Origin of the sequence: Mesorhizobium sp. 1M-11 (assembly GCF_001303895.1) — a bacterium.
GTDB lineage: Bacteria > Pseudomonadota > Alphaproteobacteria > Rhizobiales > Rhizobiaceae > Mesorhizobium.
Genome location: NZ_LJSD01000056.1, coordinates 1 through 25,289 on the forward strand (window position 1 = coordinate 1; position 25,289 = coordinate 25,289).

Here is a 25,289-nt window from a genome sequence, read left to right on the forward strand (position 1 = left end):
CTGCCGAGCCCTTCGATGCCGAGTTCGACGACATCGCCTGATTTGAGATAGCGCGGCGGCTTCATGCCCATGCCGACGCCGGGCGGCGTGCCGGTGGAGATGATGTCGCCCGGCTGCAGGCTCATGAACTGCGACAGATACGAAACCAGGAAGGCGACGCCGTAGACCATCGTCCTGGTCGAACCGTTCTGCATCGTCTCGCCGTTCACGGTAAGCCACATCTTGAGATCCTGCGGATCCTTGACCTCGTCCTTGGTCACCAGCCACGGGCCGATGGGCCCGAAGGTGTCGCAGCTCTTGCCCTTGGTCCATTGGCCGGAGCGCTCGGTCTGGAACGCACGCTCCGAGACATCGTGGGCGACGCAGTAGCCGGCCACATAATCCAGCGCTTCGGCTTCCGAGACATATTTCGCGGTCTTGCCGATGACGACGCCGAGTTCGACCTCCCAGTCGGTCTTCTGCGAGCCGCGCGGGATCAGGACATCGTCATCCGGGCCGACGATGGCGGATGTCGCCTTCATGAAGACCACCGGTTCCGGCGGCACCTGCAGGCCGGATTCGGCGGCGTGATCGGCATAGTTGAGGCCGATGCAGATGAATTTGCCGGTACCGGCCACGCAGGCACCGAAGCGCGGCTTGCCGGAAACTGCCGGCAGCGACTTCGGATCGATCTTGGCAAGGGTCGCTAGCGACACCGGGTCCAGTGCCTTGCCGCCGATGTCGGCGACATGGCCGGAAAGATCGCGGATCACACCATCCGCATCGAGAAGTCCAGGTTTCTCCGTTCCTGGTTCGCCATAGCGCAGCAGTTTCACTTGAATCCTCCTTTCAGCCGGCTTTTCAAATCGACCAGCCGCCATCGATGTTGTAGGCCTGCCCCGTCGTGTAGGTCGCGGCCGCCAGATAGACAGCGAGGTCGGCGATCTCTTCCGGCGTGCCCAACCGGCCCATCGGCTGGCGGGCGATGAAGGCCGCGCGTGCCGCTTCGTAATCGCCTTGCGCACGCATCCGGCCTTCCAGAGAAGGGCTCTCGACCGTACCGGGACAAATGGCATTGCAGCGGATGCCCTGGGTCACATAATCGGCCGCGACAGCCTTGGTGAGCCCGATCACGGCGGCTTTGGAAAGTCCGTAGGCGAAGCGGTTTGGTACGCCCTTCTGGGAGCTTGCCAGCGACGACATGTTGATGATCGCACCGTCACCGCGTTCCAGCATTCCGGGCAGGACGGCGCGGATGGTGCGCACCATGGCACGCACGTTCAAGTCCAGTGCGAAATCGAGGTCCTTGTCCTGCATCTCCAGGATCGTGCCGCCATGCACGAAGCCGGCGCAATTAAACAGAATGTCGACCGTGCCGATTTCCGCCATGGCAGCTCTTACGGCTCCATCGTCAAGCACGTCGAGCCTGCGCGTGACGATGCCTTCCGTGCCCTCCAGCCCGGCCAGTGCTGCCGTGTCGATATCCGTGGCGATCACCTTGGCGCCGGCGGCTGCAAAGGCCAACGCGCTGGCGCGACCGATGCCTGCTGCCGCCGCCGTGACGAGCGCCGTCTTGCCTTCCAGTTTCTGCGTCATACCTTGTCTCCCGTTTCCCTCAAGCAGGCTTCATGCGCCGCTCGACGATATAGATGTGATCCGCTGCCAGCACGACTTCGCTGCGCTGGTTGACGACCTCTACGCGCTCGATCACGCGCCCGGCACCGGCCCTTTTCGGGTCATCCTCCTTGGCGGCGATCGTCGTGCGGGTATGAATGGTGTCACCGATGAAGACCGGCCGTATGAAACGCAGCCGGTCGTAGCCATAGGAGAAGGCGACCGGATTGATAACGCTGGCGGTCAATCCCACGCCGATCGAGAACACCAGCGTGCCGTGGGCGATGCGCTGGCCGAACGATGTTTCCTTCATGAACTCGGCGTCCATGTGATGTGGAAAGAAATCCCCGGTATGGCCGGCATGAACGACGAAATCGGTCTCGGTGATGGTGCGCCCGCTCGTCTTGCGCGACGTGCCGATCTCGTAGTCCTCGAAATAGATGGTCTGTTCCATCAGGGTTTCCTTGCCAGCGGCATTGCCGGGGCACTGTTCGACCGATAGGCCGCCTCGACCAGTGCCATGGTGGTCCAGGCGTCCTCGACGGAGCTGATCAGTTCAACGTCTTCGCCCGCGGCGAAGCGCTGGACGTTGGCCATGCGGCCGATGAAGGCATCGGGGAACCAGGCGCCGGCGAGCGGTACCGCAACCCAGCCGTCGCCACCCTTTGGATAGATTTCGAGGATGTCCGGCTCGCCGCGCGGATAGTCAAGGTTGACGCCAAGCTGCACGTAAGCCGCGCCCTCGGTGCCGCAGATGCGGAATTCGCAAGCCTGATGACGGCGACCGAACTTGTGGTCATGGTTGATCGACAGCGAGCAGCGCACTGTATCGCCGTAGTCCAGGATGGCGCTGGTGCGCGTCTGCGCGACCGTGTGGTTCGGATGGCCAAGCGTCTTGGCATGGACGCCTGCCGGGTCGCCGAGAAGCTGTCGGATCAAGTCGAGATAGTGGATCGAATGCAAGGCAATTTCGACGCGCGGTGATTTGAGCACGAACTCCCAAAGCCGCCAAGGCGTGTCGAGTGCCAACCAGGCGTCGAAATCCACAACCTCGCCGAGCCAGCCTTTGCGGACTGCATCGTTCAAGGCGAGTATCGTCGGCGCAAAACGAAGCTGGAAATTGACTGCCGCCTTCAACTTCTTCTGCCGGCAGATGGCGAGGATTTCCGTTGCTTCGGCGAGGTCGTTGCCCATCGGCTTTTGGATCAGCACCACGGCGCCGTCTGGCAAGGTCTTCAGCACCTCGCCATGGCGGGCGGGCGGCGTGGCAAGGTCGAAGATCACGTCGGGCATGGCGGCGGCTTCAGACGCCGATACAAAAGCTCTGACGCCCCATTCCGCCGCCAGCTTTTCCGCTTTGGTCCGGTCAGGGTCGTAGAGCCCGGCAATCGGAAAGCCGGCCTTCCGATATGCGGGAAAATGCGCGTCGCCGACGATGGAGCCCGCACCGAAAGTGACAATCGGGAGCGGCTTCGACGGCATCGGCGATGCCTGCGCGAGGCTGGTGGGATCGAAACGGCTAGTCATGATGGAACACTTCGTCCATCGATGCCCACCATTCGCCTTCGCCGCGCGTCTCGAAAGGCTGTTGGCAAGGCATGCACAGCGCCCACCATTGCTGCGTCTTCGGGTCTGCAGCCATCTTGGACATGTCGGCGGCGAAATCCGCGCCGTGATACTCGAAATAGGAAAACAGCAAGTTTTCCGGGCGCTTGAGGTAGATCGAATAGTTTCGGATGTTGCAGGCCGAGATCATGGCAAGAACGTCGGGCCAGACGGCCGCATGAAGGCGCACATATTCCTCGACCTTTTCTGGTTTGAGGCCCAACACCATACCCATGCGTTGCATCTCAAAGGCCCTTTTCGGTGACGGTAACGTTGAACTCGCCGATGCTTCTGGCTTTCAGGGCATCAAAATCCCAGTCGATGCCGATACCTGGCTCGCTCGGCGCCAGCGCGCGGCCGTTCTCAATGCGCATCTTCTTTCCGGTCAGGTCGTCCAATTGCGGAATGTACTCGACATATTTGCCGTTCGGCACCGCGCAGGTCAGGCTGACATGCAGTTCCATGAGGAAATGCGGACAGACGGGCATGTCGAAGGCTTCAGCCATATGCGCCACCTTGAGCCATGGCGTAATGCCGCCGATGCGGCCGACATCGACTTGCACGACGGAGCAGGCGCCCCTTTGCATGTATTCGCGAAAGTGGCGGATCGAATAGAGCGATTCACCCACGGCTACAGGCGTCGCTGTCGAGCGGTTGAGCCGGATATGACCATCGATGTCGTCGGCCGGCAATGGCTCTTCGATCCAGGCAAGGTCAAGGTCGCGCAGGCGTTCGGCGCGGCGGATCGCCTCGTCGACGGCAAAGCCCTGGTTGCAGTCGGTCATGATCTCGTAGTCGTCGCCGACTGCTTTGCGTACCGCCGACAGCCGGGAAAAATCTTCCGCCCCGTGCGGCTTGCCGATCTTCACCTTGGAACCAGCAAAACCCTTTGCCTTGGCCGCCAGCGCGTCCTCGACCAGTGCTTCGGCCTCGATATGCAACCAGCCGCCCTCGGTGGTGTATAGCGGACAGCTTTCTCTGGCGCCGCCGGCAAGCTTCCACAGGGGCAGGCCTTGTTTCTTTGCCCGGAGATCCCACAGCGCCGTATCGATGGCGGCCAGAGCGATCGCTGTGATCGCGCCGATGGTCGTGGCGTGGGAGGCGAATTCCAGTTCGTGCCAAATTGCTTCGATCCGGTCGGCGTCGCGGCCGATCAGGCGTGGCACCAGATGGTCGATCAGCAGCCGCATCACCGAAGAGCCGCCGGTACCTATGGTGTAGCTGTAGCCGATGCCGACCGCACCGTCGGCATCGGTGATGGTGACGATGGGTGTCTCTTGACTGACGAAGCTCTGGATGGCGTCGGTGCGCTTCACTTTCGGCACCAGATCGACCATGCCAAGTTCGACTTTTTCGATCTTCGCCATGATCAGACCCTCAGGGATTTGCCGGTTTCGGCGGAAAACAGGTGCGCCTGGGAAAGATCGAAGCTCATGGCGACGCGATCGCCGGCTTTCAGTGGCCTTGGGTTGAGCATGCGCGACACCCAGTCCTGGCTGTCGAACTCGGTAAACACCAGCGTTTCGTTGCCGAGCGGCTCGGTCACCGCCACCGGCAGTTCGATCACGTGCAGGTCGGCGGCGTCGCCCGACTGGAGACCATGGCCGACCGGATAGAGGTCGTCCGGACGCAGGCCGAACACCACCTTGTCGCCAGCATTGATTGCGGCCTTGAAGGTGCGGGGCAGCGGCAGGCTCTGGCCACCGGAAAAGACGAGCTTGCCGTCGGCCACCGTCGCCTCGTGAAGGTTCATCGGCGGCGAGCCGATGAAGCCGGCGACGAAGCGCGTCGCCGGTCGCCGGAACACTTCGTCGGGCGTACCGACCTGCTCGATATGACCATCGCGCATGATGACGATGCGGTCGGCCAGTGTCATCGCCTCGACCTGGTCGTGAGTGACGTAGATGACTGTGGAACGCACCTTGGCGTGCAGCCTCTTGATCTCGGTACGCATCTGCGTGCGCAGCTTGGCGTCAAGATTGGAAAGCGGCTCGTCGAACAGGAACACGTCCGGGTCGCGCACGATGGCCCGCCCCATGGCGACGCGCTGGCGCTGGCCGCCGGAAAGCTGTGAGGGACGACGCTCCAAGAGGGCGTCGAGTCCGAGGATTGTTGAAGCCTCGGCCACCCGGCGCGCCTTTTCGTCCTCGGCGACGCCAGCGATCTTGAGTGAAAAGCCAAGGTTTTCGCGCACCGTCATGTGCGGATAGAGCGCATAGGACTGGAACACCATGGAGATGTTGCGCGCGCGCGGCGCAAGGTCGTTGACGATGCGCCCCCCGATCTCGATCGTGCCGCCGGAAATCTCCTCCAGTCCTGCGATCATGCGCAACGTCGTGGACTTGCCGCAGCCGGATGGCCCGACCAGCGCGATGAATTCGCGGTCGGCGACGTCGAGATCGATGCCGTGAACGATCTCCATCGTGCCGTAGCGCTTGGTAAGTTTCTTCAGTGATACGGTCGCCATGAGATTAGCCTTTCACCGCGCCGGAGGTCAGGCCGCCGACAAGGTGTTTCTGGACGATGAAAGTGAGGACGAGAGCTGGAACGATCATCACAACCGCAAGCGCGCACATGCCACGCCAATCGATGGTGAATTCAGCCGTGTAATCGAGCAGCCCAACGGGCAAGGTCTTCGAGTTGATCGAGCGCGTCAATTGCGAGGCAAGCGCAAATTCGTTCCACGAGGTGAGGAAAGCGAAGATGCCGGCAGATGCGATACCGGGCCCAGCAAGGGGGAATTCCACCTGCCAGAAAGCCTGCCAGCGCGTGCAGCCGTCAATCTGCGCGGCTTCAGCCAGATCGCGCGGTACTTGCCGGAAGAAGCCGTCGATCAGCCAGATGGTGAACGGCACGTTGAGCGCGACATAAGCCAGGATCAGTCCAAAATGGGTATCGATGATATCGAGCCGCGCGTAGACGAAGAACAGCGGCAGCGACAATGCGATGCCAGGCACGGTGCGCGTCAGCATCAGGCCGAGGAACATCGCCGACTTGCCGCGAAAGCGGTAGCGGGCGAAAGCGTAGCCACCGGCCATGCCGATGGCGATGGCGATGGCCGTCGAGGTCACAGAGATGATCAGCGAGTTGCGGAAATATTCGAAGACCGGAATGCCGCCTTTGCCGACGCCGGAAAACATGGCGACATAGGCGTCGAATGAGATCTCCTGCGGAATCCAGACGGGCGGTTTGGCCAGAATCTCGACAGTTGGACGCAACGAGGACAAGACGATCCACAGGCCGGGCAGACAGATTATCAGCATGGCCAGGAACAGGCCGACGCCGTGGGCGGCAGCCCCCAGCCGGCGCTTCAGGCGGGCGGATGTGTTGGCGTCCATCATCACCACTCCGCACCGATCTGCGTGCGGGCCGCAGCGAGTTTACGGAAGAAATAGACGGTGAAGACGATCGACAGCAGGATGGAGAAATAGGCCATCGCGTTGGCCGGTCCCATGCGCGCGTCGCTGTAGGCGGTGCGCGCGATCAGCGTCCACAACAGTTCCGTGCGTCCGGCGGGGCCGCCGTCTGTCATGATCTTCACGATATCGTATGCTCGCGCGACATCGAGCGAGCGGATGGTCATGGCGATGAAGGCGAACGGCATGACGAAGGGCCAGGTTACATAGCGGAACGTTTGCCAAGGCGTGCAGCCATCGACGCGAGCCGCTTCCACCGGTTCCTTGGGCATGGCGAGCAGGCCTGCAAGGATGAGAATGGCGAAGATCGATGTCGACGACCAGATTTCGGCGATCGAAATGGCAGCGAAGGCGAGCTTGCCGTCGATCAGCCACGGGATCGCACGATCGGTCAGACCAAGCGACTGCAGCGCATTGTTCACCAGACCGATGTTGTCGTTGAACATGAACTTGAACTGAAAGCCGACCAGGATCGGCGAAAACATCATCGGGAACATCATGATGGTGCGTAGCAGGCGCTGACCGCGCGTTGCCTTTTCAACCAGCAGCGCAAGGCCGAGCCCGAGCAGCATTTCGAGGTTGAGCGCCACGGTCAAAAGCACAACCGTACGCAGGAAAGCAGCCCAGAAATTCCAGTCGGTCAGGATGCGCGCATAGTTGCGCAAGCCGATGAAGGTGAAGAAGGTTTCCGGTTTGGTCAGTCGGAACGGCGTGAAGCTCGAATAGAGCGACAGCGCCAAGGGCAGGATCACCACCGCCGCCAGCACGATGACCGCGGGCAGTAGCAGGAGCACGGGTGGTGAGATGCGCGTGGCTTTCATTCGTCTCATTCGATGTCAGGCATCATGTGGATTGCGAAGGTTCGCGTGTTCGCCCGCTCCGGTTGCCTTGCGCAAACCGGAGCAGGCAGTCACGCCAGACCCCGCAGGAGAGGGGCCTTCCTCACTCAGAGCTTGCCAGCGTCCTCGAGGATCTGCGTCGCTTTGGCAGCCGCCTCGTCCAGCGCCTGCTTTGAGGTTTTGTCGCCGAGGATGGCGGCCTGCAGCTGCGGATAGACGGCGTTGGAAATCTCGATCCATTCAGCCGTCTGTGGCACCGGGAAGGCGTTCTTGGCAGCTTCCTGGAAAGCCTGCAGCACCTCCGTCTTGTAGGCATCGCCCTTGGCCTGCTCGATGTCCCATTCCCACACGGCCGTGCGGGTCGGCAGCGGGCCGGCAGCGGCTTCCAGCTTCTGGCTGTCTTCGTTCGTCAACCACCAGACCAACGAGGCGGCGGCTTCCTTGTCGGCGCAGTTTTCGGTCACCGAGAAGCCGTGTGCGCCTGACCAGCCGGAACGTTTGCCCGAAGGGCCCTTGGGCTGCACCTTGACGCCGACATTGCCGGCGATCTTGGACGACTTCGGATCGTTGAAGAAGCTGGCCCATCCCGGCCAGTCGAGGTTGAGCGCCACGGTTCCGGAGGCAAAGCCCTGGCCGAGATCGTCCCACAGATAGTTGGTGGTGCCTGCCGGCACGGCCTTGGCTTTGTAGAGATTGACGAACCAATCCAACGCCTTGACACCGGCTTCCGAATTGAAGGCGGGCTTGCCGTCCTTGTCGAGATATTCGCCGCCATTGGCCACCAGCATCTCGTAGAAGCGGCCGTTGATCGCCTCTTCCTTGCCGGCGAACTGAGAGCCGTAGAAATCCGGTGGATTTGCGAAGAACGCGGCCTGCTGCGCCATTTCGTCGAACGTGTCCGGCGGAGCCAATTCCTCGCCGTACTTCTCCTTGTACGCCTTCTTCTTGGCTTCGTCCTGGTAAAGGCTTTTCTGGTAGTAGAGCGCCGAAACGTCGAATTGTGCACGCGGCAGCATGACCAGTTTGCCGTCCAGCGTCGCCGCCTGGATGTTGGCGGGAACGAAGGCGTCAACCTCCTCCTTCGGCAGCAGCGCATTCAGGTCGACATAAATGCCCGGGTACTGTGGCGCGAAAGAGGTGTGGTTGGAGCCTACGCACCAGGTGATCGAATTGGAGGCGATGTCGGACTTGATCTCCTTGTCGAGATCGAAGTGGTTCTTCTTGGAGATGACGTTGACCTTGGCGCCGGTCGCCTTTTCCCACTCGCCGATACGCTCGTACAGCTTCTCATACTGCTGGCCGCCGATGAGCTTGGCATCGATGGTGATGCCTGGAAACTTGCCCGGCAGATCGGCTGCGGTTGCCGCGCCCAGGCTTGCAGCCAAAGCCAGCGCGCCGGCAGCGACGCCGGAAAGCAATCTGTTCATGAATAACCTCCCTGGGGCGACGATCGGCCGCCCGTAACCTGAAGCTTCGGTCGCTTCATTTATATACAAACAAGCTATTCATACTTCGTCAACGCCAAATTCGATTTTCGGGCCAAACCTTCTTTCCAACAGGATCGGGTTTGCGTATATGAAGAATGAAATTCACCAGAGAGAGAAAATGGCGCAGGAAGAAGAAGATCGTTACCGTGCGCCGGCGCTCGACAAGGGCCTGGACATCCTCGAGCTGCTTGCCAGCGTCGATAGCGGGCTGACGCAGGCCGAGATCGCCAAGCGGTTGGAGCGCAGCCCCAACGAGTTCTACCGAATGCTCGACCGGCTGGTGAGGCGCGGCTATGTCACGCGCCTGGACGGCGACCGCTACTCGCTGACTTTGAAGCTGTTCGGGCTGGCCCAGTTGCACGCGCCGGTGCGCAGGCTCGTGTCCTATGCCACGTCGATCATGCGCGAGCTTGCCGAAATGTCATACCAGGCCAACCAGCTCGTGGTGTTCGACCGCGGCAACGCTGTGGTCATCGCCCAGCAGGAAGCGCCACGCTATTGGGGCATTTCAATCCGTGTCGGCTCCCATATCAGCCTTTTCGATACCGGCTCCGGCCATGTGCTGCTGGCCTTTCGTCCCCCTGAGGAACGGCAGATGATGATCGCGGAGCATCGTCGCAGCAACGAGAAGATCGAACTGTCACCGGACTTCTTCCAGCGCCTCGACCAGATCCGCGACCGTGGCTACGAGATGATGGCTTCGCTGCAAACGGCAGGCGTCTACAATCTGTCGGCGCCCGTCCTCGGTCCCGATGGTCACGGCATAGCGGCGATCACCATCCCCTATGTCACCTTGGTCAACATGTCGGCGGCGCCCGACATCACCAAAACGATCGAATTGTTGCGCGATGCCGCGGCCCGGCTGTCGCAACTGGCGGGTTCGGATGTGAAACCCACGGCTTAATTCTTATTTGAATGCTAATTTCTCCTGTGAGATGGTTCTGGATGTGAACAGGAGATCCCCATGATCGTCGACACCCACCTCCATCTCATCGACAGGACGGTGTTGCGCTATCCGTGGCTTGCCGGCGTATCGGCGCTCGATCGCGATTTTTCGCAAGGCGATTACATGGTCGAGGCGCGCCGCGCCGGCATCGAAGCGGCACTGTTCATGGAGGTCGATGTCGACGCGGCTGACATCGAGGCCGAATTGGCTTGTGTTGAAGGTTGGGCCAAGGCGCCGGAAAGCCTGCTGCGCGGCGCCATCGTTTCGTGCCGGCCGGAACAAACCGGATTTGCAGCATGGCTGGAGAAAGTGAAGGCAAATTCCTTTGCCAAGGGCTTTCGTCGCGTCCTGCATGTCGCACCTGACGATCTCTCGGAGCAGCCCCTGTTTCGCGAAAATATCAGGCGCATTGCAGGCAGCGGCCTGACCTTCGACCTGTGTGTGCTGCCGCACCAAATGAAGCAGGCCATTGCTTTGGTCGACGCCGCGCCGCACGTGCAGTTCGTGCTCGACCATTGCGGCGTGCCCGATATCAAGGGCGGTGGAGAACACCCCTGGAGAAGCAACATCGCAGAGATAGCGAAGCGGCCCAATGTTGCGGGAAAAATATCGGGTATCGTCGCCTATGCAGATCCTGGCACATGGACCGTCGGGACGCTCCGACCCTACGTCGAACACACCATCGAATGCTTCGGCTGGGACCGCGTCGTGTGGGGCAGTGACTGGCCCGTGTGCACTCTGGGTGGCGGGTTGCTCGGCTGGGTGGCAGCGACGCATGCATTGCTTGCCGGCGCCAGCGAAGACGAGCGTGTCAAACTCCTGTCCGGTAATGCGAAACGGCTCTGGCGGCTCTGAAGGGTCGTTTCCGATAATCAGCCAAGCCGTTATCTGCTGAAGCTTTCCCGGAACAGGCGGTTGAGGTCGGCCACCACATCCGCAGCGGGCCGGCGCTCCGCCAGGCCCTTATCGATATGTTCGGAAGCCGCCTGTTGGAAAACCATATAGCCGTCGTGGCGCGGACGAATCCATGCGGATTCCAGCGTCGCACGGGTGGCGCGATAGAAGTCGCCGGTCACCGTGTTGACGGTTTCATCTTCCCACGCGGCGACATGGCCGGGCTGGCCGCCTGCGGCGGCATAAGGTCCGCGCTGCACTGTGCCGCTCGCTACCCAATAGGCAAAGTCGATGGCGGCATCTCTTGCGCGGGAAAAGGCGGAGACGGCGATACCCGTGCCGCCCAGCGCGGAACCGATGGGACCATTGCCGTTCGCCGCAGGTATGTCTCCAAAGGTCAGCCGGTTGGGTCGGAAGCCTTCCATGGCATATGAGACATAGCCGTAGATCAACGGAGCGCAGGCAATGAGGGAACCGGCTTCCGCCATTTTTTCCGAAACCGCGATCGGGTCCATGGTCAGGCATTCGGGATCGACGAGTGCCGCGATTTCGGCGAGCATCCCGAACGCTGCCTCGCCCGCTTCGGCGTCGATCAGCGCGCCCGGTCCGTCGGTGGCGCACGCATGGCCGAGATTGGCGGCCAGCGTGAAGAAGGACATCAGCGAATGCGGAGGCCGCAGTGGCAACAGCACGCGGCCCGCGCGGGCCAGTTCCATCACCTGCGCCCACGTCGCAGGCGCCTCAGCGATCAGGTCTGACCGCCAGGCCTGTACCTGAGCAGCCGCGTCGATGGGAAAGGCCCATTGCCGACCCTGCCAATTGTAGCTTGGATAGGATTTGCCGACACTGCCCGCAGCCAGGGCGTCGCGTTCAGCCTTGCGACCAGGCACATCGAGCGGTGCCAGGCAGGCCTCATGGGTGATCTGACCGACATGAGGATGATCGATCACGATCAGGTCGTAGCCGCGCGCCAATTCTTCGACCGGAAAGGATTCGAAATCCTGGAGCGAGCGCTTGTCCCAGACGATCTTAACGCCGGTTCTTTCCTGCCAGAGCGCCGAACAGGCGGCCATCGGGTCATAACCACGCGAATGGTTCCATGTCATGCCCTTGAGGGTGATGCTCACAGGCCGAACTCCGCGCGGATCGCCTCGCTGTGCTCGCCCACGCGTGGCGCTGCGCGCGTGACCTTGGCCCGTACACCGTCCACCCTGACGGGCGAACGGGTGGTGTGGATGGAGACCTCATCCTCACGGGTTACCGTCTGCAACAAGTCGAGTGACTTGAAACCGTCACTCTCCAGGACTTCTTGCCAATTCAGCACCTTGGCGCACCAGATGTCGTTGGGTTCGAGGATTGCCAGCCATTCGTCGACCGATTTCTGGGCGATGCGCCGCGCGATGATCGCCTTGATCTCGTCGCGTGCGGTGAACCAGCTCGACGGCTGGTCGCGATAAGGTGCCAGTTCCTCGGTCCCGAGCAGGTCGGCCAGCTTCGGGATCGGCGTCATTGCTATGGCGAGATAACCATCCTTTGCCGGATAGACGCCGTAGGGAGCCGCCAGATAGGCATGGGCGCTGCGGAAGGACGACCGACGCGGCAATCGCCGACCGTCGTTGAGGTGCGTTGTCAGCACCTCGAACTGGAAATCAATCAATGCTTCCATCAGGCTGGTTTCGACATGGCCACCTCTGCCGGTGACCCCGCGTCGAACCAGCGTGGCCAGGATACCCTGCGCGCAGGCAGCACCCGCCAGCATATCGGCCACTGCCAGCCCGAACGGTACAGGTCCCTGATCCTCGTCGCCGTTCAGCCACATGACGCCCGACCGCGCCTGCGCAAGGAGATCCTGACCCGGCCGCTTGACCCAAGGGCCTTCCTCGCCATAGCCGCTGATCGAGGCATAGACCAATCGCGGATTGAGCTTGCGGACGTTCTCGTAGTCGAGCCCGAGCCGTTCGATCACGCCAGGACGAAAATTCTGGATGAGCACGTCAGCCTTGAGGAGCAGGTTGCGCAGGGCGGCGAGATCATCCTCGTTCTTCAAGTCAACGGCGAAGCTTTCCTTGGCTCGGTTGATAGCGTGGAAGATGGTGGAGTCGCCACCGATCTCCGTGTCGCTGAGATAGAGCCGGCGCGACAGGTCGCCACCGTCCGGCCGCTCGATCTTGATGATGCGAGCGCCGAGGTCGAGCAGGCGCAGCGAACAGTACGGGCCGGAAAGGAACTGGCTCAGATCGACAACGATAAGACCGGTAAGGGGCAGATCTGGAGCCATGGTCACTTCTCTGTCTTGCCCGCAAAATCGACTGGGTTGCGGTACTTCACCGTTTGCAGGTGCTCGCAATAGAGAACCAGTTCACCTTCGCCCTTGAACACTTCATAGCTGGCGCGGATCAGGCCCATTTCCTTGTAGCGGGGCTTTTTTTCGAGGTTGGTGCGGATCGAATAGATCGTGTCGCCGATGAACACCGGCTTGATGAAGCGCAGCTTGTCGTAGCCGTAGGAAAAGGCGTTGACGCAGTTGGTGGCAACCAGGCCAAGTCCAGCTGAAAAGACAAAGGCTCCCGCAACCAGGCGCCTGCCGAAGATGCCTTCGCGCTCGGCGAACATCTGGTCTTGCACATAGGGATGGATGTCCAGCACCAGGGTATTGAAGAGATGGCTGTCTCCCTCGGCCATGGTGCGCCGCAATGACCGGATCTTCTGGCCAGCCGGCCAATCCTCATAAAACCAGTTCTCGGCGTTCCATACCGGAAGTTCGGCATGCGCAGCCGGCATGTCGCTGGGGTTCGTGGTCGCGACGCCAACCGTTGGCGCAAAGCTGGTCATGTCTGGCCCATCTGCTGAGGAATGTGGACGCCTGCCTCATGACGAAATTGAGCTGCGTCTTCTTATATAAAAAGATTATTCACATATGATCCTGAAATGCAAACGGAAACTTGTCAGCGCTCCGAAACTGGGTTCGGTGAAGCGGAACGGGCAGGGCGCAGCAAATTTAGAAGGGGTGCTGTGATCGCATTTCCCGGTACGAGCCCCACTGGTCGATCAGGCGAAGGTCGGTCGGCATCGGGCACTGCGGATCGATCGGGAATGATCCAAGCGAGCCCGACTTAGCTTTGGTCTGCCGTCGCTGGGCAGCCAGCTTCGGAGCGATAAATCAGATCTCCCCGTGCATCTCGCGAAACAGCCGTGGCGAGACGCCAAAGCGGCGCTCGAAAGCTTTGGAGAAGCGCGTGGCTGGCGAGAGGCCGACTTGGGCCGCAACCGACTTCAGCGAAAGTCCGCGGCAAATCAACAGCCGGGCGGCATCGAGACGCGCGGTTTCGATGAAGCGGGCCGGCGTTTCGCCAGTGGCCGCAACGAATTTGCGGTGAAATGTTCTCTCGCTGAAGCCCGTACGATCTGCCAGCGCGGGAATGTCCAGCGGTGAATCGAGGTTTGCCAATATCCAGGCGATCAGCTCGGCAAACGGGCTGTCGGCGTTCACCTGCGCCCGAAGCAGTGGGCTGAACTGGGATTGGTAGCCGGGTCGCCGTGCATAGAGCACAAGTCGCTGGGCAACTTCACCGGCAATGTCTGCGGAAAGATCGTGCGCTACCATGGCGAGCGCCATGTCGATGCCGGTGGTTACGCCGGCAGAGGTCCACAACTGTCCATCGGTCACGTAAAGGGATTCGGGATCGACGGTGACGGATGGAAAGCCCGCTGCAAGCGGCGCGCAGGCATCCCAATGGGTGGCAACGCGACGCCCGTCGACCAGTCCCAGCTTTGCAAGGACGATGACGCCGGAACAGACCGAGCCAAAGCGTTGTGCCTTGCCCGCGATTTCTGGAACCCACGCCGACAGTGCAGGGTCTGCCAGAACTGGCAGCAGGTGCTCGCTTTCCGCGCCGGCGATAAGAAACGTGTCCACCGCGTCGTGCGCGCGTTCTTCAAAGGTCTGCGTATGGACGGCGATCCCGCTGCTGCTCGTCACTTGTCCGCCCGCCGCCGACACCAGGTCTATGGCATAGAACGGTGGCTTGTCCCTCAATCCCAGGGCACGATTGGCGCTGTTGAAAACCGAAACCGGCCCGGACGTGTCCAGAAGCTCGAAGCCTGGATAGACGAGGAAAGTGATGCGGTGCATTGGCGGAAAATACGATGTTTTTGTCATTTCGGCCAGAACACCGGTTCATTACCCTGACGTGGAAGTAACACCCGATGGGAGAGGCTGATGCCTATGCGCTATCTCCTCTATGCCGGACTAGCGCTGATCGTCTTGCCGTTGGCTGGCTTCGGTTTGTGGCTGGCTGCTTTGCCGGCCACGCCCGCCGCCTTCTCTCCCGTTCCGGTCCCGCAGGCAGAAGACGATGCCATTCTGCCGGCGCTGAAGCCACCGAAGCGGGCTCGGCCCCTTGTCGCTGTCGTTGGTATCAATGATGCCACGGAGACGACGGACTACCTGATGCCCACCGGGATCTTGCGGCGAGCGGATATTGCCGACGTGGTCACGCTCTCGATCAAACCCGGCCCCGTAAAACTCTATCCCGCGCTGACAGTAGAAGCCGATGCAACGATCGAAGCGTTTGATGCACGCCATCCCGAAGGAGCCGATTATGTGATCGTCCCAGCCATGAGCCGTGATGACGACCCAGCTGTTGCCACATGGCTGCGCCGGCAGGCGAAGGACGGTGCGGTTATCATTGCAATTTGTGCAGGCGCCAAAGTCGTTGCCGCAGCCGGCCTTCTCGACGGTCGGCGGGCGACCACCCATTGGTACTACGTCAGAAATTTACTCAGGCGCCACCCTACAGTCCGGTACGTCGCCGACCGGCGCATGGTGGTGGACCGAGGTGTTGGCACCACCACCGGCATCACGGCCTCCATGCCGATGATGCTGACATTGGTCGAGGCGATTGCCGGTCGGGACAAGGCGGAAGCAGTCGCCGGTGATCTGGGATTGGCTCGATGGGATGCGCGCCATGACAGCGGCGCCTTCAAGCTGGCCCGCCCTTTCGCCATGACGGTGCTGGCCAACAGCCTTTCCTTCTGGAACCGCGATCGGTTTGGCATCGCTCTCGAACCGGGGATGGATGAAGTGTCGCTCGCGCTCGTCGCCGATGCGTGGTCACGCACCTACCGCTCCCGGGTCGAACTTTTTGCAGCGTCTCCGGCCGCGGTAACGACCCGCAGTGGCGTGCGTTTCCTCCCCGACAGAGTTACCGCCGCCTGGTCCGGCGACCGCTTGTCCTTGGGACACACAAATGAGCGACCAGCCGAAATTCTGGATAACGCCTTGCAGAATATCGGAGCCCGATACGGGCAGGATACCGCCCGCGTCGTTGCGATGCAGCTTGAATATCCGCAACGCGGAGCTGGGCTGTGAGAGCACCGCGCCGCGGATTTGTTGTTGCGATGTCGGATCGCCCCGCCGCCATTCGTCATTTTCTCATCGAAGCTCATTCGGCATATCGAGGAGACCGCAGATGAAATTCAATCAACGGGGACCATTCGGATTGCCCGGGGCTTTGAGCGCGGCAACAGATACGCCAGGGTTGGCGAAGCCGACCCGTGACGACCTGCAAGATCATCTCGAGGATTCCTTGCACGCCGGGCATGCCCCCGGGCTGGTGGGGCTCGTAGCGCATGGCGACGATGTGCAGCACGTGGTTCTCGGTCGGATGGCGCAGGACGGCCCGGCGATGCAGCGCGACGCGATCTTCCGCATCGCCTCCATGTCCAAACCGGTCACCGCGGCAGCCACGATGATGCTCATTGCGGATGGAAAATTGAAACTCGAAGAACCCGTCGATCGACTTCTGCCCGAGCTGGCAAATCGAAAGGTGCTGCGGAGTGTCGACGGCCCCGTCGATGACACCGTTCCGGCAAACCGCGCGATCACCGTCGAGGACCTGCTGACGTTTCGTTGCGGATACGGGCTGCTTCTTGTTCCGCCAGGTACCTATCCAATCCAGAAGGACATTGCTGAACTCGGTATCGTCGGCTTCGGTCCGCCTGATCCGAACATGCCGTTCGATGGCGATGCCTGGCTGAAGCGCCTTGCGACCTTGCCACTTTTTGCGCAACCGGGCGAACGCTGGATATACACGGCCGGCTCGAACATTCTCGGCGTGCTGATCGCACGTGCCTCCGGTCGATCGTTCGGCGACTTCCTCGCTGAACGCATATTCGAACCGCTCGGGATGAAGGATACCGCATTCTATGTTCCGCCGACCAAGCTGGAGCGGCTGGTCACCGCCTACAGGCCGAAAGACGGTTCGCTCGAGGTATGGGATGACCCGGCAACCGGCGGTTGGAGCCGCCCTCCTGCGTTTGAGCAGGGGGACGGAGGCTTGGTTTCGACCGCGGACGATTATCTCGCCTTCGTTCGCATGCTGCTGGCTGGCGGTGCACACAAGGGGCGCCAGCTGCTGCCGTCCGATGCGGTTGCTGCGATGATGAGCAACCAACTGACACCAGCGCAGCGCTTGGATGGCGAGATCATCCTGCAGGAAGGTCAGGGCTGGGGCTACGGCATGTCGGTGGCTGTCGAGAAGACGCCGACCGGAGCATCCGTTGGCACGGTCGGTTGGAGTGGCGGATTCGGCACCAGATGGCAAAGCGATCCGGCCAAGAAGCTGACCACAATTCTCTTAACCCAACGCATGTTCGACGGGCCGAAGCCGGTGTCGATATTCGACCAGTTCGAACAGGATGCAAGGATGCTGGCCGAAACCCACCGATAGCAAGGACCTTGGAAAACCAGGTTGGTGAACGTTGTACAGAGCATTTGCAAAGTGGTGTGAAAGACAGCGCCTCGAAAGGAAAAAGGGGACAGCGGCGACCCTGTTCGGTGGCGAGCGCCGCCACCGCCTCACCCTCAGGCGCCTCAATGTCACCTATGCATGGTTGCCGCCATTCGAGGGGGCGTCCACAACGGTTCCCAACAGAATGGAAGTGGTGTTTTCACGTCACCCCAGCGCGATGATCGAGCAGGCTGGGAAGACGTTGGATGTCAATGTCACAGCCGGAGGGTTCTATGTTGTCGGACCCGAGCCGACTACCCTTTTGAGGGTCCCGGAATTCAGCGACACACTCGAAATGTATCCCGACATGGATCTGCTGAAGGCGGTTGCGGAAGAAAACGGGCAATCCGATTTTGTTCTTCGTCCGACGCTCGGCCAGGAGCCCAATCCCCACTTCGTGCCTGACGGGACAATGCTGGCGGTGGCGCATGTGTTGCGCCAGGCCTGCCTGGGACAGCTGACTTTGTCGCCCATCGAGGCGAGTACGCTGGAGCACCTGCTTGCCGCTCATGCGGTGGGCATCAACACGCCTTGGCGAGGTGACGGCAAGTTGTCGGAGACAGCCTTGAACCGCGTATTGGATTTGATCGAGGATGAAATCGACCAGCCCCTCACCTTGGATCGGCTGGCGGATGAAGCCCGCCTGAGTGCTTTCCACTTTGCTCGCTCATTCAAGAAATCCACCGGCATGGCGCCGTACAAATACGTCCTCGCCCGAAGGATCGAACACGCCAAACGGCAGTTGATGACCACGGAGCGTACCGTGAGCGAGATCGCCATGTCTCTTGGCTTTGAGAACATGCATCACTTCCGCCGCCAATTTCGGAGCCAACTGGGGATATTGCCCGGCCAGCTCCGCGAGGTGACGGGAGCACCTTTGCGCAAAACCTAACCGGCTTCACAAAAGCAAGAATCGAGCCTGCGTCCTCCTCGTTTTTTTGACAATCTTGAACCCGATCGAAGGTGCGTCCGCCTGTGTGGTGAACGTCCATCCTTGCTGGCGACCTATGCGCGGTGTTCGTGTCCGCTTTGCCAGGCCACCCAACGCAACGAAGCGGATAGGTGCTGAAATGGTTCAATTCGTCGATCTGGCCGGCAGGGTAAAATATCGCAATGGTGCATACCTGGGCCCCAAAACCGAGGTCGCTAAACTACAGGCTGCCGAGAAGGCTTGGAGAGACACTGCGGCGGCGGCAAACCGGCCGGTTGCTGCCGCGAATGAACGTTTGAAAAACTCGCCCCACGGCAAGGCGATCACCGATGGTGTCGCGCAAGGCAAGAGCCTGAGGCAGATCGCAATCGGGTTGGGAATTACGGAAACACAGCTCAAAACCGAAGTCGGATTGGCAGGGCTGAAGGTAGAGGTTGAAGCCGACAAAAATAGAGACACCAGTTCGACCAAGATCATCGATCCGATGTCAGACACTGTGATCGCCGGGAACACGAAGAACGGCGAAACGGGTGCTGTCACGACCATGGGGGTCGACGATCAGGGCAATGAAATCACCACCACGGTGCAACAGGACGGCACTGTCGCCGAAACCGTGACCGATGCTGAGGGACGGCAGATAACTACGACGACGGCACCGGTGAATGACGGCAAGCCGGTCGATTATGTGGTAGCACCGGGCGATAACCTCACTCACATCGCCAAGGCCCACGGCATCACCCTCGAAGAATTGGCCAAGAGTAATCCGGCACTTTTCACAGATCCACGCGATCCTGATCTCATCCATCCTGGCGAGACAATCGTCATCGAGGATGGGACACAAACGACCATCACGGTGACAACGAAGGAAGGGCAAACGGTTGAGATCAAGGGTGATGGCGGCAGCGACCTGACGAAGTCGATCTTCGAGGATGGCAAGAGCGTTGCCCAGGTGGCCAGCGAGCAGCAGCTCAGCGAAGAGACTGTACTGTCGATCCTGGAAGCCGATGGGATTCAGATCAACCAGACCGAGGCGTCCGGCGACAACGCCTACACGTCGACGATCGAGCTTGCTGATCCCAGGACAAACAAGCTGGTGGTCGAGATACAAGACATCCGCCACGGCACGTCGGATCGGCGGATGATCGACGAGAATTCGACGTTTGAGGTTCATATCCCCGATCCGCAGAGCGGTGACACGACGACGGTCGAGCTGTCCGGGGCGCTGGGCTATCTTTATAGCGAGGCCGAAAAGGCGGGCAAAACAACTGGTGAGGCCAAGAGCGAACCGCACAAGGACGAAATCGCGGCGCTGCAAGACCAGATCCGGGACGCGCAAAAGCGTGATCCGGACGCTGTGCCCTCGCTGAGGGAAAAACTGGCCGACGCCAAGACCGAGGCCGATCAAGCCGAAGCTGCTGCACAGAAGGCAGCGCAGACGGCCTCGACTCGGGCAAACATGTTTTGGGCCGGTTTCCAGCAAGAGGCGATCGGCAAGCTTATCGGTGACATCCACACATTGAAGGAAGCCGCCGTTTCGGGCACCGGCTCAAAGCTTGATCTTGATTTCCTGGCGCAGCTTGTCGACGGGGCCGCATCGAGCGGAGGTGAAGCGCTCTACAACGAGGCACTGGAAATTTCCCGCGCAGTCTATAGCGGGGCGCCGGATGCAATCGAGAAGCTCGATGCGTTTCTGGCAAAGGTCATGGATATGGCCGACTCGGCCAGTCTTCAGCTCACCGCCGCCAATGCGGGCCTCGAGGTGGCCGAGGCGGACGCGTCACTTCAAGCGAAGCAGACAGCGCTTGCAGATGCGCGGCAACAGCTTGAGCCGTTCTTCGAGGCCTTCAAGCAGCAGAACAGCGCGGATGCGGAATTCAACGCGCTGAGTGCGGAGGAACAATGGAACCGGTTCGAGCAAGGCTGGCGCAACATCGAGGTGGCGGCAGCCGAAGAGGACTATTCGCCTTACACCAGCGAAGAAGGCAAGGCCTGGCAAGCCTATGAGGCAGCCAGCGACGCGGAGCTGCGGGCGAGCCGGGATCTTCAACAGGCGGAAGTCCGGCTAACGGATGCCGACATGGGGATCGTTGAGGGACAGATCGGCAAGCTGGAAGGTGAAAAGGCCGCATGGAGCAAGGCCAACCCTGGGGAGTATGCCGGTGTGGCACCGGCGCAGGCCGAGCTTGATGCGGCCAACGACCTGCTTCTGCAGCTGCAAGTCCAAAAGGTCAATCTCGACTACGGGGTCGATCGGACCAATCACCTTCTTTCCCAGCCCGGTGACGTGCGCCACTTCAATCCGCAACGCAGGCAGGCCGAGGACGAGTTCGACGAAAAGAACGGTCTCGAGCTGGAACGCAAGCTGACCAATCTCGAGATCGCGGGTTCGGCGGCAAAAGTGGACGCTGCCAAGGACTGGCTGGAAGCGTGGGGCAAAGACAATCCGGAGTTGAAAGCCAGGCTTGACGCGCTGGGCGAGACAACATCGCAAAGCAGCGTAAGGGCGGCCGAATATCGTGCCGAACAGCGCGAGGAGCTTGCTGCTTCCGCGCCCCGGGGCGGCTCGTTGCTGGCTGCGCTCGACGACATCGCATTGGGGAATGATCTCAACGCTGCCAGCGGCCAGGAGATTGCCGATCTTCAGCAGCAACTCGACCAGATCAATGACGGCATCGACAATCATTCGTGGCTACGCGACCTTTGGGGCGAGGCGTTCGGCGATGACGCCTATGATGCGCGCGCCCAGGTGCAAGCCAGGCTTGACGATGCCAAGCGGCTGCAAGGCAGATTGGAGCGCGACGAGATCGATGCGACGGCCTTTGCCGCAGAATTCGACCAGTTTTTGATCACCACGAATCCGATGCGGATCAGGCTCGCTGAGGAGGTGGAAGAGGCCGACGAAACCTGGGCGACGATCGAAGCCGTTGGGCGTGATGCGTCCGCCATGTTTACCGCTGCCGTGGTCACCATAAGCACCGGCAACATTGTAGCCGGGGCTTCTGCGGGCGCGCTGGTTTACGAGGCATGGGATACGGCCAACGATGTCGACGGCCTTCGCAATGGCCGCGACATCAATGAAGACGGCCATTCCTCACTGCTGGGTCTCGGGATGCAATGGCTGCTGGGTGGTTCCTCGCCGCTGGGCGAGGAAACCGCTGCGTCTTTGCGCGCGCTCGGCGGCTATGACGAATCCCTGGCTGAGGTGAGGGTGAGTTGGGACACCGTCAAGACCACACTTCTCGATGAAGGGCTCGATCTCGGCGCTTCGGGCGTGACCGGTCTCAGTACGGGAGCGGGCATGGCGACGGCACGGGCTTTGACAGCAAAGGTCGGTATTGAGACCGCCACCACAGGCGCCACTAAATTCAACGCCAAGAATCTTGCCCAGATGGGAACAGTCAACGCCACGGCAGCGACGGCCAGCCAGGCCATTGATGGTGTTGGGCGCTTTGTCATTGAATTTTCACGCGTCGGGTTTGAAGGCAAGCTCGGCACTGCCGAAGGTGACGAGGCGTTGCGGCAGGCAGCAAAAGGAGCCCTGCTCGGCATAGCCTCGGCGCCGGCGACAGGTTTTGTTTCCGGTGTCATCCCGTTCCAGTCGCTTTCGTCTGTCCCCGTCGCTGCGGGCGGACGTTCAGTCGGGCGCTGGAGCGCCGAGATCTTCGCCCAAGGGGTCGTCGACTTCGGGGTCAATCTCGGCATCCTCAAAGCTTCGGCCCTCATCGATGGCCGTGACATGACTGAGGATGACGTGGTCGTCGCCTTGATCCAGACGGTACCCGGCGTGGCCATGAATCTTGCCGGCCATCCCGGTCGTTTTGTTCAGCAGAACCGTCCGATACCGGACAGCGCCAGCCAGCTTTCAACAGTCTCGTCAAACGCTTCGACCAGACTGGTCATGCCTGGCCAAATCAAGCCAGGCGACCCGGCCGAACTCATCCTCCCAGGCCAGACCGAGGCGAAAAACGTTCACGACCTTGTCCTTCCAACCGATTCAGATCGCCCGTCAGGAATTCGGCTGAAATACAATCAAGGCGATCGATACAAAAACGAGGACAAGCGACATAAGGCATGGCAGCCCAGCTCATCCGATCTGGCGGGAGTGCAGCGGTTCTTCGATCACACGAAGAGCGAAGTCGAGGGAGCCACGATTGAGGTTATCTCGCTGCAGGATCGTCGCGACAAAGCCCAAGGGACCGGAAACGATCACCTCGTTGCCGAGCTTACGGCCAAACTGGATGCGGCTGAGACTCGCCTGCAATATGTGTCGAAGATCCACAAATTTGCGGACGGCGAACTTGCCAATGCGGCGGGCATGGTGTTCGAGCGGCGCGTTCGTGAAGCGCTGACGTGGTTGTATCCCGACCTGCAGGGCGAAGCGCGATTTCTCAATGGAAGGCTCATCACGTATGAGCCTGATTCACCGCATGGAAATCCAGATGCCTATCTGGATGTTGTCCAAAATTCGAGAAGTCACTTCTACGGGGTGGAGGTGAAAAACGTCAGAGACCCGGATAACCGCAAGCTCAATTCCTACGCGAAGCAAATCAGACTTCAACAGCAGCATTTTCCGACGGATCGCGACCAACTGGGGCACTTCGTGGTGTTTCCCGGTGACGCCAAGCCGACCGAGTTAGAGAGGTATAGGGATGTCGCTCTGAAGCTGAATGAAAAAACGGATGGGGTTGTCAGAGTTGAGGATGTGTTCTTCATGACGGATCTCGGAGATCACGTCGTCATGGAGTCGTTCTCGTCCATCGAGGGGCAGCGGAGGGGCGATCGAGTGCTTCCTTATTCCCGTACCGAGAGGGTGCTAACCTCGCCTGTTGACCAACGTCCAGTCAAGGCGACCGCCGCAGACGGTGTATCGGACGACCATGGCGATCTCACACGTCGGGATGGCATGACTGCTTCGGGAGATAGATCAGCTTTCAAGCGTTCATCGGAAGCCGACCAGTCGATCCCACCGGACGGCAATCTGCCCGAAAGCAACCAAAGCAGGCCGCAAAGCCTGAGCGCGGCGTTTCATCCGGAAGGGGCCGGTCAATCCAGCGATCCGAACGCGCCGACGATACCGCCGGCGCTTCGTTCCGCCGAAGACAAATCCAGCAAGAAGACCGGACCTGTAGACATCGCTTCGGAAGGTGGGTTGCAAACAAGCCTGATCATGGTTCCCGAGCATCTGACGACAAGACCCAGCCCGCAGGTGCCGAACCCCGGTACGATCTCGTGGCCGAAAGCGCAGAAGGTCGAACCGCACACCCACGAAGACCTGGAAACCTTGACACTTCCAGAGATCGAGTCGCTTGCCGAGCCACAGATCAGCACCATTCCAGGAGATCAGCTTGCGTTGGTCAGCCCCGGGCAATTCCGTAAATTCACGCCCGTGCAGTTCACCTGGATGTCCAAACAATGGGACGCGCTTAGCGTCCCGCAACTGGTGGCGTTCCAGAAAACGCATGCCGGGAACATGACGGCTGATCAGAAGGCAACGGTGGATCTGGTTCTGAAATCCGCACAGGCCCGGGAACTGCAGAACGCGGCGGAAATCTTCAATCCGATGGGCGCTTCATCCTACACGCTGTGGAGTTCGCTCCCGCCGGACTGGATGGCGAAGGCCGCGGTCGTCGGTTTCGCCTGGCGAGGATTGGCGTTCACCGCGCAAGCGCTTTTTCCCAAGACAACGGCATCTCACACCAAGCTGGGCAGGTTCCTGAATGGGGCCAACGGCATCTCGTTCATCGTCACTTCTCCAGGCTCTGCCGCGCCTTTTCTGGACACTGGTGCCAATCCTGCCGTCAACGGCACCTTTACGCTCGGCAACTCCATCTTCGGCACCAAGTCCACCTATGACGCCATGGGCGCGCGATCCGGCCTTGGCTTTGCCAGCGACTATATTGGAAACATAGCCTATTTGGGTGGTTCTGCTTTCTACACGACGCAGGTGCTGAGCTCCCCATCGGCGGTCACTGCGGGAACAATATTTACCCTCGGCAGTGCCGAATTTCTCGCTTCTGCGGTCCGCAAGAACAATACATATCGTCGTGACATACCAAGAACCGACGAGGACATCGCAGCGGCAGCGAAAGCCGATAAGAGATGGGCACTCATGGATAAGATCGCGCTCGGAGCGTTCGGCATCGGCATGGGGCTGTTCGCCTACAACAGTCTGAATCCAGACCCCGAAGAGGAGGCGTCAAGAAATGAAGAAAGCTCCGCTCCGCCTGACTTCTCGCCCGAGCCCGAAACGAAACCTGAGCCCGAAGAACATGCCGGCGAATATTCGCAGCTGGTCGTTACAGCGGACGAAGGGCTGAACCTCAGAGCCTTGCCGGAACAGGACGCTGAAATCGTCGCGATCCTGCAGCCGGATACATTCGTCCAGCAGACGGGCGAACCCATGGCGGATGGTCGGCGCTTCTGGGTACCCGTCGAGGGGTACGCAACCGATGGCAGCCGCCGCCAGGGTTGGGTTGCCGATGACTACACCATGTTGCACCCTGAAGGTGGCAGGACATCGCAAGGGCGAGTCAATCCCGAACTTGAGCAGAACGGCTTTGAGTGGGTCGAGGTCAAGCCAGGTCAGACCCTTGGCGGCATAGCCCGCGGTTCCCGGCGCGACACGGCTGCAACCGTCATGCTGAATCTCGATCACATCGTCGATCCGTCGCTGCTTTTCGAAGGGGACAGGATCTATCTTCCTATCGGATAGGCGGATGTTTGCGAGGGCGCTTACGCCGCAACGGCCGCAAAAATAAAGCTCTGTCTTCCGGGGCCAACGTCTGTC

Annotated in this window: 20 protein-coding genes; 6 read left to right on the plus strand and 14 right to left on the minus strand. The window is 60.6% G+C overall.

Translation table 11 applies throughout. The features are described 5' to 3' along the window. The 10 genes from AO692_RS24450 to AO692_RS24495 form a co-directional block, all read right to left on the minus strand. Positions 1 to 815: fumarylacetoacetate hydrolase family protein (locus tag AO692_RS24450; protein ID WP_054312675.1), on the minus strand; the 815-nt coding region annotated here is incomplete at its 3' end. Between the two features lie 25 nt (positions 816 to 840). Continuing rightward, positions 841 to 1,575, minus strand: coding sequence for an SDR family oxidoreductase (locus tag AO692_RS24455; protein WP_054312676.1), 735 nt, complete (start codon positions 1,573 to 1,575; stop codon positions 841 to 843). A gap of 19 nt (positions 1,576 to 1,594) precedes the next feature. Continuing rightward, positions 1,595 to 2,050, minus strand: coding sequence for a MaoC/PaaZ C-terminal domain-containing protein (locus AO692_RS24460; protein WP_054312677.1), 456 nt, complete (start codon positions 2,048 to 2,050; stop codon positions 1,595 to 1,597). Beyond that, a complete protein-coding gene (locus tag AO692_RS24465) occupies positions 2,047 to 3,120 on the minus strand; it encodes a Gfo/Idh/MocA family oxidoreductase (RefSeq protein WP_054312678.1) in 1,074 nt (357 codons plus the stop codon). Before AO692_RS24465 ends, AO692_RS24460 begins: the two co-directional genes overlap by 4 nt. Beyond that, positions 3,113 to 3,442 carry an L-rhamnose mutarotase gene (locus tag AO692_RS24470; RefSeq protein WP_054312679.1) on the minus strand — a complete coding sequence of 110 codons (330 nt, stop codon included), beginning with the start codon at positions 3,440 to 3,442 and terminating at the stop codon, positions 3,113 to 3,115. The genes AO692_RS24465 and AO692_RS24470 overlap by 8 nt, the downstream gene beginning before the upstream one ends. A gap of 1 nt (position 3,443) precedes the next feature. Next, positions 3,444 to 4,565, minus strand: coding sequence for a mandelate racemase/muconate lactonizing enzyme family protein (locus AO692_RS24475; RefSeq protein ID WP_054312680.1), 1,122 nt, complete (start codon positions 4,563 to 4,565; stop codon positions 3,444 to 3,446). A gap of 2 nt (positions 4,566 to 4,567) precedes the next feature. Then, on the minus strand, positions 4,568 to 5,665 hold the full coding sequence (gene ugpC / locus AO692_RS24480) for a sn-glycerol-3-phosphate ABC transporter ATP-binding protein UgpC (protein WP_054312681.1): 1,098 nt from the start codon (positions 5,663 to 5,665) through the stop codon (positions 4,568 to 4,570). A gap of 4 nt (positions 5,666 to 5,669) precedes the next feature. Further along, positions 5,670 to 6,536 (minus strand): carbohydrate ABC transporter permease, encoded by an 867-nt coding sequence (locus tag AO692_RS24485; protein WP_054312682.1) that lies wholly within the window; start codon positions 6,534 to 6,536, stop codon positions 5,670 to 5,672. A gap of 2 nt (positions 6,537 to 6,538) precedes the next feature. Then, positions 6,539 to 7,435: a sugar ABC transporter permease gene (locus tag AO692_RS24490; protein ID WP_054312683.1), complete on the minus strand. Its 897-nt coding sequence runs from the start codon at positions 7,433 to 7,435 to the stop codon at positions 6,539 to 6,541. A 125-nt stretch (positions 7,436 to 7,560) separates the two neighbouring features. Continuing rightward, on the minus strand, positions 7,561 to 8,880 hold the full coding sequence (locus AO692_RS24495) for a sugar ABC transporter substrate-binding protein (protein ID WP_054312684.1): 1,320 nt from the start codon (positions 8,878 to 8,880) through the stop codon (positions 7,561 to 7,563). Positions 8,881 to 9,058: 178 nt separating this feature from the next. Here AO692_RS24495 and AO692_RS24500 point away from each other — a divergent pair, with 178 nt between their 5' ends. Beyond that, complete coding sequence (locus AO692_RS24500) at positions 9,059 to 9,844, plus strand: IclR family transcriptional regulator (protein WP_054312685.1); 786 nt, start codon at positions 9,059 to 9,061, stop codon at positions 9,842 to 9,844. Between the two features lie 60 nt (positions 9,845 to 9,904). After that, a complete protein-coding gene (locus tag AO692_RS24505; RefSeq protein ID WP_054312686.1) occupies positions 9,905 to 10,741 on the plus strand; it encodes an amidohydrolase in 837 nt (278 codons plus the stop codon). A gap of 29 nt (positions 10,742 to 10,770) precedes the next feature. Here AO692_RS24505 and AO692_RS24510 read toward each other — a convergent pair whose 3' ends face one another. The 4 genes from AO692_RS24510 to AO692_RS24525 form a co-directional block, all read right to left on the minus strand. Further along, positions 10,771 to 11,907 (minus strand): extracellular solute-binding protein, encoded by a 1,137-nt coding sequence (locus tag AO692_RS24510; RefSeq protein WP_244483477.1) that lies wholly within the window; start codon positions 11,905 to 11,907, stop codon positions 10,771 to 10,773. Then, a complete protein-coding gene (locus AO692_RS24515; protein WP_152979955.1) occupies positions 11,904 to 13,064 on the minus strand; it encodes a CaiB/BaiF CoA-transferase family protein in 1,161 nt (386 codons plus the stop codon). The genes AO692_RS24510 and AO692_RS24515 overlap by 4 nt, the downstream gene beginning before the upstream one ends. Continuing rightward, entirely contained in the window at positions 13,061 to 13,612 is a 552-nt protein-coding gene (locus AO692_RS24520; RefSeq protein ID WP_054312688.1) for a MaoC family dehydratase, read from the minus strand. The genes AO692_RS24515 and AO692_RS24520 overlap by 4 nt, the downstream gene beginning before the upstream one ends. 328 nt (positions 13,613 to 13,940) lie before the next feature. Continuing rightward, positions 13,941 to 14,939 (minus strand): helix-turn-helix domain-containing protein, encoded by a 999-nt coding sequence (locus tag AO692_RS24525; protein ID WP_348271478.1) that lies wholly within the window; start codon positions 14,937 to 14,939, stop codon positions 13,941 to 13,943. Positions 14,940 to 14,999: 60 nt separating this feature from the next. Here AO692_RS24525 and AO692_RS24530 point away from each other — a divergent pair, with 60 nt between their 5' ends. The 4 genes from AO692_RS24530 to AO692_RS24545 all read left to right on the plus strand — a co-directional run bounded on the left by AO692_RS24530 (position 15,000) and on the right by AO692_RS24545 (position 25,214). Further along, a complete protein-coding gene (locus tag AO692_RS24530; RefSeq protein ID WP_054312690.1) occupies positions 15,000 to 16,151 on the plus strand; it encodes a DJ-1/PfpI family protein in 1,152 nt (383 codons plus the stop codon). Then, positions 16,120 to 17,511 carry a serine hydrolase domain-containing protein gene (locus AO692_RS24535; protein ID WP_161808125.1) on the plus strand — a complete coding sequence of 464 codons (1,392 nt, stop codon included), beginning with the start codon at positions 16,120 to 16,122 and terminating at the stop codon, positions 17,509 to 17,511. The genes AO692_RS24530 and AO692_RS24535 overlap by 32 nt, the downstream gene beginning before the upstream one ends. Before the next feature lie 31 nt (positions 17,512 to 17,542). Beyond that, entirely contained in the window at positions 17,543 to 18,463 is a 921-nt protein-coding gene (locus AO692_RS24540) for an AraC family transcriptional regulator (protein ID WP_082407533.1), read from the plus strand. A gap of 178 nt (positions 18,464 to 18,641) precedes the next feature. Beyond that, positions 18,642 to 25,214 carry a LysM peptidoglycan-binding domain-containing protein gene (locus AO692_RS24545; RefSeq protein ID WP_054312693.1) on the plus strand — a complete coding sequence of 2,191 codons (6,573 nt, stop codon included), beginning with the start codon at positions 18,642 to 18,644 and terminating at the stop codon, positions 25,212 to 25,214. Positions 25,215 to 25,289 lie beyond the last annotated feature (75 nt).